At 22.0% G+C, this 13,851-nt stretch carries 10 protein-coding genes; all 10 read left to right on the top strand.

Annotation, left to right across the window (positions count from 1 at the left end; translation table 4 throughout):
- The first annotated feature begins 3 nt into the window (after positions 1 to 3).
- The 10 genes from T403_RS0100100 to T403_RS0100055 all read left to right on the top strand — a co-directional run bounded on the left by T403_RS0100100 (position 4) and on the right by T403_RS0100055 (position 13,843).
- Positions 4 to 723, top strand: coding sequence for a ribonuclease HIII (locus T403_RS0100100; protein WP_033160792.1), 720 nt, complete (start codon positions 4 to 6; stop codon positions 721 to 723).
- Positions 716 to 2,101 (top strand): APC family permease, encoded by a 1,386-nt coding sequence (locus T403_RS0100095; protein WP_033160791.1) that lies wholly within the window; start codon positions 716 to 718, stop codon positions 2,099 to 2,101. Before T403_RS0100100 ends, T403_RS0100095 begins: the two co-directional genes overlap by 8 nt.
- A gap of 1 nt (position 2,102) precedes the next feature.
- A complete protein-coding gene (locus T403_RS0100090) occupies positions 2,103 to 6,425 on the top strand; it encodes a PolC-type DNA polymerase III (RefSeq protein WP_033160790.1) in 4,323 nt (1,440 codons plus the stop codon).
- Between the two features lie 142 nt (positions 6,426 to 6,567).
- Positions 6,568 to 8,160, top strand: coding sequence for a NusA N-terminal domain-containing protein (locus tag T403_RS0100085; RefSeq protein WP_033160789.1), 1,593 nt, complete (start codon positions 6,568 to 6,570; stop codon positions 8,158 to 8,160).
- Positions 8,161 to 8,163: 3 nt separating this feature from the next.
- On the top strand, positions 8,164 to 8,427 hold the full coding sequence (locus T403_RS0100080; protein ID WP_033160788.1) for a YlxR family protein: 264 nt from the start codon (positions 8,164 to 8,166) through the stop codon (positions 8,425 to 8,427).
- Complete coding sequence (gene infB / locus T403_RS0100075; RefSeq protein ID WP_033160787.1) at positions 8,420 to 10,228, top strand: translation initiation factor IF-2; 1,809 nt, start codon at positions 8,420 to 8,422, stop codon at positions 10,226 to 10,228. The genes T403_RS0100080 and infB overlap by 8 nt, the downstream gene beginning before the upstream one ends.
- Positions 10,228 to 10,572: a 30S ribosome-binding factor RbfA gene (gene rbfA, locus T403_RS0100070; RefSeq protein WP_033160786.1), complete on the top strand. Its 345-nt coding sequence runs from the start codon at positions 10,228 to 10,230 to the stop codon at positions 10,570 to 10,572. The genes infB and rbfA overlap by 1 nt, the downstream gene beginning before the upstream one ends.
- A gap of 127 nt (positions 10,573 to 10,699) precedes the next feature.
- Entirely contained in the window at positions 10,700 to 11,341 is a 642-nt protein-coding gene (locus T403_RS0100065) for an ABC transporter ATP-binding protein (RefSeq protein WP_033160785.1), read from the top strand.
- Between the two features lie 8 nt (positions 11,342 to 11,349).
- Positions 11,350 to 12,267: an ATP-binding cassette domain-containing protein gene (locus T403_RS0100060; RefSeq protein WP_156933519.1), complete on the top strand. Its 918-nt coding sequence runs from the start codon at positions 11,350 to 11,352 to the stop codon at positions 12,265 to 12,267.
- Positions 12,251 to 13,843 carry an ATP-binding cassette domain-containing protein gene (locus T403_RS0100055; protein ID WP_033160783.1) on the top strand — a complete coding sequence of 531 codons (1,593 nt, stop codon included), beginning with the start codon at positions 12,251 to 12,253 and terminating at the stop codon, positions 13,841 to 13,843. The genes T403_RS0100060 and T403_RS0100055 overlap by 17 nt, the downstream gene beginning before the upstream one ends.
- Positions 13,844 to 13,851: the final 8 nt, after the last annotated feature.

Here is a 13,851-nt window from a genome sequence, read left to right as displayed (position 1 = left end):
ATTATGACTATCAGTGAAAATGAGTTTTTAATAGGATGTGATGAAACGGGAGTTGGAGATTACTTTACTCCTGTTATTTTTACATGTGTTTTTTTAAATAAAAAACAAAGAAAAACTTTAAAAAATATCGGTATTAATGATTCAAAAAAATTAAGTTCTAGACAAATTAAAAATTTAGCTAGTGTTATTGAAAAAAATAGTTTTTATAAAACTGTTGCACTTAATCAAAATAACTATAATAAAATGATAGAAGCTAAAATTAATGCTAATGAAATTAAAATGATTTCATATTTAGAATTAATTGAAAAATTTTTCAATTCTTTTTATGAAGATATTAAAGATATAAACTTTAAAATAATAATTGATCAATTTTCAACTACAAACAGTATTGAACAATATATTAAAAAAATAATTCATAACAAAATAGTTAAACTAAAACATTTTAACCAATTTAATCTATTATTTTTTGAAATGAAAGCAGAATCAAAATATTTGGAAGTTGCATCAGCTTCTATTTTAGCTAGAAATGCTTTAATAAATTTAATGAATAAGCAAAATTCTAAGTGAAATGAAAATTTTCCTCTTGGAGCTTGAAATCCTATAATTGAAAATTTTGGTAAAAAATTTATTGAAAAAAATGGTTGAAATAATTTTTCAAAAATAGCTAAAATCCATTTTAAAAACACTGAAAAACTTAAGAAATGAAAGGAGAATGATGTCTAAATTAAATAAATTATCTGAGAAAAATTTTATTTTTTTCGGCTTAAACTATATTATTGGTTTTGGTTTTATAGTTACGATTGCTAGTATTATTTCAAAAGGAGCTTGGGGAATATTAATTTTTATTCTAACTTCATTTATTGCAATGATTGCCATGCTTTCTTATTCTAGAGGTGGACAAGCATATGGTAAAGAATTAGGTGGAGCATACGCTTATACTAAAAAAGCATTTCCTAAAAATAGATTTTTAATATTTTTTTCAGGATGAAATCAATTCGCACAAGTACCTTTATTTGCAGCATCTACACCACTTTTACTTTCAAATTTACTTAGTGATTTTGATAGTTCAAATCAATTTCTTTACCAAATACTTTCTATTAGTATTTTTGTAGTTATTACGCTTATTAGTTTATTAGGATTAAAAATTTCTAAATGATTTGTTTTTATAACAGGCTTTTTTAAATGATTAATTGTTTTTATAGGTTTTTTTATTATTATTTATTTAGCTTTTGGCAATTATAAATTTGCAAGCATTTTTGAATCAAATGATGAAATAACACCAGCAATTATTGCTTCTAGTATTTTATTTTTCTTTTATTCATTTGGGGGAATTGAAGGTTTAGCTGGCATTTCAAGTGATGTAAAAACAAAAAGATTTAAAACTTTATTATTCATTATTTTTATTTTAGTTTTTACTTTTTATTTTATTTTCTATTTAGTATTCCTTTTTCTTGATGTAGATAAAATTCAAATTGGGGATAATTCAATTTCATTTAGTAATTTAATGAAAAAAGTTTTTGGACTAACAGGGTCTATTTTATTTTTAATAGGTTCATTTTTTAGAAGTTTTTCTTCAACATTAAGTAGTGGAATTTATTATTCTAGAATTGTCGCTTCAATAGCAACAGATGGTTTTATACCAAGTATTTTAGAAAAGAAAAATAAAAATAATGAATATAAATTTGCAACTTATTTTGTAATTTTTGTTTCAATAATTTCGATGATAGTGTTAGGAATTATACCTTTTTATTTAAATTTAAAAGATCAATTTGCCACAATTATTGAAGCGGGAGTTATTGTTTTTTTCACTCAATATATTTTTTCTATTATTTCAATTTTAGTTATTAGTATTAAAACAAAAGAAATTAAAATTTTTATTTTAGAAAAAATTCTTTATGTTATAGGGGTGATTTTAATATTTTTAGTTATATTAATCAATATTTTTCCTTTTATAGTAAACGAGCCTTTTAAAGCTGATTCTATTTTAAAACTCGTTAGTTACTTTGCTGTTATGGCTCTAGGTTTTATTTTTTGACATGCAACTTATTTATACAATAAAAAAAGAAACAAAAGAAAAAATAATTCAATAGTTAATTTTTAAAATGTTATATTCAGATATCGATCCTACTTTTAAAAAATTTTGTCAAGAAATAGACTTTGAAATAACTGAAGAGTTTCAAAAAATTCAAATTACAAAAGTAACTAATGAGAAAAATATTTTTTATATTTATTTAAAAATTAATCAAATTTTAGATATTACAAGTTTCAAAAAATTTTATTATAAAATTAAGCAACACCAAAATCTCCAATTTGAAATAATTATTGAATATTTTGATGATTCAAAAAAAGAGTTAATAATTAAAGATTATTTTGAATTTGCTTATCTTTTAATTAGTGAAAAAGAATTTAATTTTCTAGAAAATAAAAAATTCAAACTAATTGAAAATGACTTTTATATATTTTTTGAAAATTTCATTGAAGAAGAAAAATTTAATTCAAATAAAGAACAAGTTTTATCTTTTTTAATTAATTGAGGTTTTAAAAATATAAATATTCAAACAAAAATTAATAAAAAAATTAATTTAATCAAAGCTAATGAAAAAGAATTGATAAAAAAACAAGAAAAAGAATTAGAATTAAGAAGTTTACAAAATAAAGAAGATAATAAAGAAACTAATGTTAAATATAATTTCACAAAATTTAATAAATATAATTTTTATGTTGAATTAGAGATTGAAGATATTTACATCACAGATGAAATAAATATTTCTACTAAAGGGGAAATATTTAAAATTGAAACAAAAGAAACAAAATCTGGATTATGAATCACTAATTTATCAATTACTAATTATATAGAGGCTATTAAAATAAAAACTTTTTCTCGTACAACAACAGAAAAAGATAATATTAAAAACTTTAAAATTGGTAATTATATAGCTGTTCAAGGAATTCTTGAAAATGATACATTTATGAATGGGAAAATCATAAATGCTAAAAATTTAACAATTTTAAATATTGATAATAATCTTGTAAAAGATGAAGAAAAAAATAAAAGAATAGAAATATTTGCCAAAACCAACATGTCAACTATGGATGGACTTGCAAGTATTGATGAATATGTAAAAAGAGCAAATGATTTAAATCACAAAGCGTTCGGAATTGCTGATTTAAATTCAGTTCAAAGCTTTCCAAAATTTTACGAAATAACTAAAAAAAACAATTTAAAAGCAATATATGGATGTTCGTTTAATGCAATAAACAGCAATATTAGACCTATTATTAATGCTGGTGAACAAGAATTATCAACAGCCAAATATATTATTTTCGATCTTGAAACAACTGGTCTTAGTAGTAAATATGATGAAATAATTGAATTTGGAGCAGTAGTAATTGAAAATAAAAAAATAATCGAAACTATTCAATTTTTTATTAAACCTACAAACCCTATTCCTGAGCATATTGTAAAACTTACAAATATAACTAATGAAGATGTACATGATGCAATATCACAAAAAGAAGGAATAATAAAAATAAGAGAAATTTTAAGTCAAGGTATAGCAATAGCGCATAATGCTTTTGAATTTGATATTAATGTTGTAAATGAAAAAATAAGTTTTTTTAATCTTGAACCTTTAAATTCTCCGGTAATTGACACCTTGGTTTTAGATCATATTTTAAATCCTGAAAGAAAAAAACATGGTTTGAAATTTATAGCTAAAAAATTAAATATATTTTTCGATACAACTTCTCACCATAGAGCAGATTATGATGCTAATGTTTTATCTAAAATATGATCAATTTTTTTAGATCAATTAGAAAATAAAAATATTAAAAATGCTAAAGATTTAGAAAAACTAACTAATAATAGTGTTTATGCAAATTATTCAAGAAATAATAGGAATGAAATAGCAATTTATGCTAAAAATCAAAAAGGTTTAAAAGAATTATTTAAACTAATTTCTTTAGCATCAATTGATAATTTTTATGGTGGCCCAAAACTTTTTATTGATAAAATTGAAAAATCAGATAACTTATTTATAGCTTCAGCTACAATAAATTCTAGAATTATCAATAAAATGATTTATGGAACTAGTCAATCATTGATCGAGGAAATTAAATATTATGATGTTATTTTAGTACCCTCACCTAGAGCTTTTAGTCATTTAATTAGAAGAAATGTTATTACATTGGAAAATGTTAAAAAAGCTTTAAAAGAATTAATTATTGAAGCTAAAAAACAAAATAAACTTGTGATAGCAACTTCTGATTGTAAATATATTGATAAAAAAGATAAAATTTTTCATGATATATATATAAACGCCAAAGGCTTGGGAGGAGTTAGACATTATTTATTCGAGTTTGATGATATAAATCCTGATTATCCTTTACAAAATTATTTAACTACTTCTGAAATGTATGAAGAGTTTAAATTTATTGGTGATATTAAAATAGTTGAAGAAATAGTAACTACAAACTCAAATTATTTTGCAAGTCAAATTGAAAAAATTGAAGTAATTAAAAAAGATTTATTTGCACCTAATTTTGATAATTCCAAAGAAAAATTAAAAGAATTAGTATATAAAACAGCTAAAAACATTTATGGTGAAAATTTACCTGAAATAGTTTCTAAACGTTTAGAAAAAGAGCTTATCCCTATTTTAGAACATGGTTTTCATGTTGTTTATTGAATAAGTCACAAGTTGGTATCCAAAGCGAAAAAAGATGGCAGAATAGTAGGTTCAAGAGGTTCGGTAGGTTCTTCATTAGTTGCTACAATGGCTGGAATTACTGAAGTCAATCCTCTTATTCCTCATTATATTTGTAAAAAATGTAAATTTTCAAAATTTTTTGATGATGAAAAATATTTATCTGGTTTTGATCTACCTGATAAAATTTGCGAAAATTGTAAAATTCCTTTAACCAAAGAAGGGCAAACAATTTTATTTGAAACTTTTTTAGGTTTTAATGCAGATAAAATCCCTGATATTGATTTAAATTTTTCTGGTGAATATCAACCTATTTTACAAAATGAAGTTAAAAAAATGTTTGGTGAAAATAAAAGTTTTAAAGCAGGAACTGTACTCGCTAATAAAGAAAAAACTATTTTTGGCTACATTAAAACATTTTTAAAAGATAATAATAAAACTTTATCATTTGAATTTATGGACTTTTTGGCTAAAAAAGCTTCTGGAACTAAAAGAACATCAGGACAGCACCCTGGAGGAGTTATAATTATTCCTAAAGAATTTGAAATTGAAGATTTTAGCCCAATTAATTATCCGGCTAATGATGTAACTTCAAGCTGAAAAACAACACATTTTGATTATGATGCGCTTCATGATAACTTGCTAAAATTAGATATTTTAGGCCATGATGATCCTAGTGCGATTGAAATGTTAGAAAAAATTACTAATATAAATTCTAGCGATATTCCAACATCAGATCCTAAGATTATTAGCTTATTTTCTTCAACTGAATCATTAGGTATAAAGCCAGAAGATATTTTTGGTGAAACAACGGGAGCGATGGGAATTCCTGAATTTGGAACCTCATTTGTTAGAGGGATGCTTAAAAGTGCAAAAGTTAATAATTTTGCTGATTTAGTTGCAATTTCTGGACTTTCACATGGAACTGATGTATGGACTAATAATGCTGATAAATTAATCAAAGATTTAAAACTTTCATTTAGAGATATTGTTTCTTGTCGTGATGATATTATGGTATTTTTAATTCAAAAAGGACTAGAACCTTATTTAGCTTTTAAAATAACTGAAAATGTTAGAAAAGGCAAATCTATCACTCAGGAAGAAGAAAAACTTTTAAAAGCTAAAAATATTCCTGATTGATACATTGAATCAATCAAAAAAATTAAATATTTATTTCCTAAAGCTCACGCTGTTGCATATGTAATGATGGCTTGAAAAATTGCTTATTTCAAACTTTATCATCCACTAGAATATTATGCAACTTATTTTACTACAAGAGCTGATGTAATTGATATTAATACCTTAATAGCTGGTGAAAATTTTATTGCTGAAAAAATCAAAGAATTAAATTATAAAAAAAATAATACACAAACTGAAAAGCTAGAAGCGAAAGAAAAAGAACTAATTCCTATTTTATTAATAGCAAAAGAAATGTATGCTCGTGGTTATAAAGTTGAAAATGTAAACTTAAGAAATTCAAAAGCTAAAACTTGAATTATTAATCACCAAAATAAATCACTGATTCCACCTTTTATTTCGATTGATGGACTTGGAGAAGTTGTTGCAACTAACATTGAAAAAGAAAGGGAATTAAAATTCTTTAGTTCCATTGAAGATTTAAAAAACAGAGTTTCACTAAATAAAACATTGGTAGAAAAAATGAAGGATATGAAAATTTTAGATGATTTACAAATAAGTGATCAATTTTCATTATTTTAAAATAAAAAATTAAATTTAATATATAATGTAAGTAATTTTATTAAATTATTTTTAGGATAAAAGGTTGCGAAAGCAGCCTTTTATTATCTTAATTTAATTTTTTATTGGATATATTAACTAAATAAAATAAAAAGGAGAAAAAATGAATAACAAAAAAACACTATATAAAATTTTTCAAGAAATTTTTAATTCTAAAAAAATCGAAGATACGGAAATTGTTGCTATTTTAAAAGATACTGTTAAAAAATTTATCGAAAAAGAAATTGATCCCGATGTTGATATTGATTTAGTTATAGATTTAACAAATAATGATTGAAAATTTATTAACAAAAATTATAAAATTATTTCAGATGAAGATTATAAAGAACTATTGGAAGAAGAGAAAATTTCTTTCACCACAATTTCTATTGCTAATAGTAAAAATATTAAAAAAATTACTGATGATGGTGAAGAAAGAAGTTTAAAAATAGATGATGTTATTACTATGGAATGTGACATTAAAGACTTTATCCCAAAAGATAAATTAAAGATAATTCACCAAAGTTTAATTCAAAAAGTTAATGAAATTTCAAGGCAAAAAATATTTTTAAAATATTCACAACTTAAAGGTAGTGTTGTAAAAGCTAAATTCATTTCACATAATAAAGCGGGAAAAAACTATGAATTAGTAGATGAAAATATTAGCGCTTTTATGCCTAAATATTTATCTTCAAATAAAACATATGATATTAATAGTATTAATAACGAAGAAGATGTTTATATTTATGATGTTCATGAAATATCTAAACGTAGTCAAATTATTATTTCTGACATATCTAATAAAATATTATTCGAAATTTTAAATAAAGAAATTCCTGAAATTGTTGTTGGAAAAGTTAAAATTGAAAACATATCAAGAAGAGCTAATGAAAAAAGAGCTAAAATTGCTATCTCTTCACTTGAAGAAAATGGAACTGAAAATGTTTTAGGTTCATTAATTGGGATTGATGGCAACAGAATAGAAAATATTTCTAATTATTTAGATAATGAAAAAATTGATATTGTTCTATTTTCAAAAAACAAAGAAAAATTTATTATCAATTCATTAGCTCCTTCCAAAGTTATTTCAATAATTTCGGAAAAAGATAAAAAAAATAAATATAAAGTTGTAGTGCCAAATTCTCAACATACATTAGCTATTGGGAAAAAAGGAATTAATGTTATATTAGCGGGAGAGCTTGTAAATAGTAAACTTGATATTATTTCATATAGTCAAGCAATAAATGAATTTGGTGAAAACAATATTATATGAAATGGTAATATCAAAGATAAAGAAGAATTAGAACAACTTGAAAATAGCATTAAAACTAAAGCAGAATTTAATAATAAAAATAATAACAACTATAAAAATAGATCTAATAAAGCATTTGCATCATTTTTAATGGAAGAATTTGATAAAGAAATTGAACAATTTAATGAAGATTTTAAATTTAATAGTGATTTTTCATACGGTTTTGATGATAATGAATTAAATTTAGACGATCCTGAGATGGATGAACTAGAACAAGTTGAAGAACAAATCAATGAAAATGAAACAGATTCATTAGAAGTTAAAAAAGAAAATTTCACCGAAGATGACATTAATCAAATTAAAAAAGAAATTAAAAACTATAAATATGATAATGATTTAAATGAATTTGCAGGAGTTAAAGAAATTGATATTAAATGAGATGATGATGAATGAGGAGAAGAATAACTTTTGAAATTAAAATATAATCGTAAATGTATTGTTACAAATCAAATTTTACCTGTTGAAAATTTATTGAGATTTTCAATAAATAAAGAAAAAAAAATAAGTGTTGATTTTAACAAAAAACTTCTAGGTAGAGGCGCTTATGTTGAAAACAAAAAAGAAGTTATTGAGCTTTTATTTAAAAAAAAATTATTAAACAAAGCTTTTAAAAATAATTTTACCAAAGAAGAATATCAAAATTTAATGGAGGAAATAATAAAACATGGCTAAAAATAATAATAAAAAAAAGAGTAATTTAGAAACTATTAAGAATCAATTTACAAGTGCAAAAATCGAACTAAAAAACGGTGTTTTCAATTTTACAGGAGCAATGTCAATTGCTGATTTTGCCGAAAAAATCAATAAAGATGCAAAAGAAATAATTATGATTTTTTTCAAAAAAGGAAAAATGTATAGTTTAAATTACATCCTTAATGAAGAAGAAATAGCTGAATTATGTATTCATTATAATTATGATTTTCAAAAACATACTGAACTTAATGCTTCTAATTTTATGGAAGAATTAAAAATAGAAGATGATGAAGAAGAATTGGAAAAAAGACCACCTATTATCACAATAATGGGTCATGTTGATCATGGTAAAACAACTTTATTAGATAAAATAAGACAAACAAGTGTAGTTCAAACTGAATCTGGAGGAATTACTCAACATACAGGTGCATATCAAATTGTTTATGATAAAAGAAAAATAACTTTTTTAGATACACCAGGACATGCTGCATTTGCTGAAATGAGAGCTAGAGGTTCTAAAATTACAGATATTATCGTTTTAGTGGTGGCTGCAGATGATGGAGTTATGCCTCAAACTGTTGAAGCTATTAATCATGCTAAAAATTCAGGCGCTCCAATTATTGTATTTATCAACAAAATTGATAAACCTATTAAAGATATAGAAAAAATTAAAGCTGAACTATCACAACATAATATTATGAGTGAAGAATGAGGTGGCGATAATATTTTTGTTCAAGGATCAGGACTGACAGGTAAAGGGATAAATGAATTATTTGAAGCTATTAATTTACAAGCTGATATTTTAGATTTAAAAGCTAATAAAAATCGTGAAGCAATTGGAGTTGTTATTGAATCTAAAATTGAAAAAGGTAGAGGAACTGTGGCTAGTTTAATTGTTCAACACGGAACATTAAATAAAGGTGATTTTATTGTTGCTGGTTCTAAATATGGAAGAATAAAAACCTTAGAAGATTCAAATGGAAAATCACTAAAAAAAGCAAAACCTGGAACACCTGTTTTAATTACAGGATTAAATCATGTTCCTTTAGCGGGAGATAAATTTTTTGCATTTGAAAATGAAAAATTTGCTAAAAATTTAGCTAAAGATAAAGCTATTTTTGATAAAGAAATCTCATTGAGAGAGAGAAAAATAATTGTTAATAATGAAGGAGAAAAAATTTTAAACTTTATTATTAAAGGTGATGTTTATGGAACAACTGAAGCAATTAAAAATTCATTAGAAAAATTAAAAAATGATGAAGCACAAGTGCAAGTTGTACATCACGGGGTGGGTGAAATCAATGAAAATGATATTTTATTAGCTAAAACATCAAATTCAATTATTTATAGTTTTAAATTAAATATTAATGCGGGAATTAAAGAATTAGCTAATGATGCAAAAGTAGAAATTAAGCAATTTGATGTAATTTATAAAATTATTGAAGATGTACAAAATCAATTAGATGCTCTAAAACCTCCTAAATTTGAAGAAAAAATTATTGGTGAAGCTTTAATTTTAAAAATATTCTATTATTCCAAAGTAGGTAATATTGCAGGATGTAAATTATTAACTGGTAAATTTAAAGCTAGAACAAAAATTAAAGTTATTAGAAAAAATAAAGTTATTCATATTGGTGAATTAGACTCTTTAAGAAGAACAACTGATGATGTTAAAGAGGTTTTAGCTGGTAATGAATTTGGATGTCATATATACAAATTTAATGATATTGAAGTAGATGATACACTTATTGCTTTTGAACAAGTGGAGATAAAAGATTAATGGCTAGTGTAACAAATAAGAAAAAAGAAAATCATTTTTTAATTACAATATCTGAAATTTTGCAATACGACCTAGAACATTCAGACGTTATTGATGTTAATGTAACTGAAGTTAAATTATCAAAAGATGGCTCATTTTTAAAAGTTTATTTAACTTTTTTAAAACGAGAGAAAAAAGGACTTTTAGCAATTGAAAATGCTAAAGGTTTTATCAAAAGATTATTAGCACAAAAAAGCAATGTTAGAAGAGTTCCAGAATTGCAGTTTTTTATTGATGATGTACCTGAACAAGCTAATAAAATTGAAAAAATTTTAGATCAAATAAAAGAAAAGCCTCAATCCTAAAGTCAAATTCATCCCTTTATAATTTTATTGTTTTTAATTATAAAGTGTTGCATTTATTTTTGTACTTTGGGATTTATGTATAACATTAGTTTAAGTTTTTTAATAAATTTAGCAAAGGAAGGATTTGATGTTGAAATATTTTAAAAAAAATTTCAAATCAACATTTTTAATTGTTTTATTTAGCATATTGAATTACATGATTCTCACAGGAATTTCATTTTTAATTGCAGATTTAGTTAATGATATTTCTAATAGAGAAAAATTTAAAATTTATTTTATTGTTATTTTTCTTCTAATATTTTTTTCAATAATTTTTAATTTACTATCAAATTTAATAAAAAACAATTTTATTACCAAAGTTAATATGGATATATCAAACAATACTTTAAAAAATGCTTCAATTCAAAATTTAAGTGAAATTGAAGAAAATAAAGGTAAATATATATATTGAATTTCAGAAAGAAGAGATGAAATAGTAAGGTATTGTTTTAATTGAGGAATTTTTGCATTTGAACAAATTACACTTTCTATTTTCAGTATAATAATTAGTTTTGTGATAAGTTGAAAAATAGCTTTATTTATCGTTTCTTTTTTAATTATAAATTTTGTTATATCATATTTCACAACAATTAAAGCTGGGAAAATGGAAGAAAAATTCTTTAATATTTATGAAAAACAAAACAATTCATGAATTAAAAATTTTGATAGTTTTATTTTTTATTGACAAATAGGAATTGAAAAGGCATTTTTAAAAAGTATGATTTTTTAATAAAAAAAATGGAATTAAATTTTAAAAAAAATAAATTAAAAGTTATTTTATTAGAAATATTTAACTCATCTATAACAATTTTATTTAATTTTTTAATTTTATTAATAACATTAATTTTTATAATCAATAAAATTGAAAAAATAGGAATTATTTTCGTTATTCCTAGTTTAATTTTTATGACAATTCAAGGAATAAGAATTGCAACAATTTCATATCAAAAGTATCTTGCGCATAGAAAATTTTTAAAAAATATCCTTCATTTTAAAAAAAGAAAAATTTGTTCAAATCAAAGTATTGATATTGAATGAATACAAGTTAAAAATTTAAATTATTCTATTGATAAAAAAGATATTTTTAAAAATATCAATTTAACTTTTGAAAAAGGGAAAAAATACGCAATCATCGGTTCATCTGGAACAGGTAAATCCACATTAATAAAAATATTGACTAAACAAATACAATCCGAAAAATTTAATATTTTTTTTAATGATATAAAAATAAACGATATTGATAATTGTATTTTGAATAATTCATTTGGTTATCTCGAACATAAAAATTCATTTTTTAATTCTAGTATATATGAAAATATCACGCTTTGGGAAAATATAGAAACTAAAAAAGTTTTAAATTCTTTAGAAAAAACTAATATTTTTTTAGACGAAACAACACTATTAAAAGAAAATAATAATTTATCATCAGGTGAAAAACAAAGAATAAATTTAGCAAGATTTTTTTTAAATAAAAAAAATATTTTAATTTTAGACGAAGCATTTTCTCAGGTAGATCGAGAAAATTTAAAAATAATTTGAAAAAAAATCAATGAGAATAAAGATTTGCTTTTAATAAATGTAACGCATCATATAAATGAATTTGAAAAATACGATGAAATAATTAATTTGGAGGAAATAAATGAAATTAATATTTAGACATAATAAATTTAAATTATTTATTTTTCAAATTAGTGTTATTTTAATGACGATTTTACCTATTATAATCTTATATTTAGAATCATTATTTATTAACTATGTAATTGATAAAACAGGTGTAAATGATAAAGATGCAATTATAAAAATTTTAATTATTTCAGCTATTTTAATTATTTTTTATATATTTAATTTAATATTCAATTATTTTTATTATAGATTAACGCTATTTCAAATGTTATTTGTTTATAAAATAATAATAAAAGATTTAGTCAATCAAATTTCTGATTCTAAAAATTTAGAAACCATGAAATTCAATCAAAATATTTTTATTGAAAAAACAATAAATGAAGGTAATCAATATTACAATCTAAATTATATAGCATGAATGGAAATGCTTGCTAATTCATTAGTTATTTTTACGGTGTTAATTTATTGAGGAGTGACAAATTATTATATTTTAATTATTTTGTTATTTATAATTTTTTTATATTTAGTTTTTAATTTTATTTTTCAGAAAAAAAATACTAATTATTTAAACAAATTCAAGAATAAATATAATATTTTGTTAAATTCTATTAATAATTTTTTTGATAATTTTCATACTTTGTATTTTTCAAATAAAACAGATTTATTATTTGAAAAAAATAAAAAAATAATAAATAAAACATTTAATTTAGAACGTAAAAAAAAGAATTGATCATTTTTTACTGATTATTCACAAAATATAATTTTTTTATTTTTTCAAAATTTAACAATTATACTTATGGTTTATTTTTATTTAGAAAATATTTTCGATATTTCTATTGGTACTATTTTTTTATTTCACTATTCAATAGGTAAATTTAAGGACAGTATTGAAAATACTTTTGAAAATTTTAAAAATGTATTATCAACTAGAAATCTTGTTAATTCATTTAACTTAAGTTTAGAAAAAGATTTAAATACAAAAAGCATTGATGAAATAAATAAAATTGAACTTAAAAATATTAATTTAAAATTTAATGATAAAAATATTTTTACAAATTTAAATTTAAAATTTGAAAAAGGTAAAAAATATGCAATAGTTGGAAAATCAGGAAGTGGTAAAAGTACATTATTTAAATTATTAACATCTAAAATAAATAATTATGAAGGCGATATATTTATCAGTGATACCAACATAAAAAATATTAATAATTTGAATTTAAGAAAAAAAATAACTATTTTTGAAAACAAATCTTATATTTTTGAAACTAACTTAAAAGAAAATATTAGTTTATTTGATGATAATATTAATGATGCTGAATTGGAAAAATCAGTTGAATTAAGTAATATTTCAAATAATATTTTAGAAACAAATGATTTATCACAACTATCAACTGGGGAAAAACAAAGAGTAAATATAGCAAGAATTTTTTATTTAAAAAAGAATTTTTTACTTTTAGATGAAGTGCTTGCAAATTTAGATGAAAAAAACGCTGATGAGATACTTAAAAATTTATTAAACACAAATTCAACTATTCTTTATATTTCTCATCATTTAAGAAAGGAACAAATGCAAATGTTTGATGAAGTAATTAATTTTAATTTATTCTAAATAAAGTT

This window comes from Mycoplasma collis ATCC 35278 (assembly GCF_000701825.1).
In the GTDB taxonomy this organism is placed as follows: Bacteria; Bacillota_I; Bacilli_A; order Mycoplasmatales; family Metamycoplasmataceae; genus Mesomycoplasma_A; species Mesomycoplasma_A collis.
Note: the sequence above shows the minus strand (reverse complement) of the source record. Positions and strands in the feature narration are given on the sequence as shown.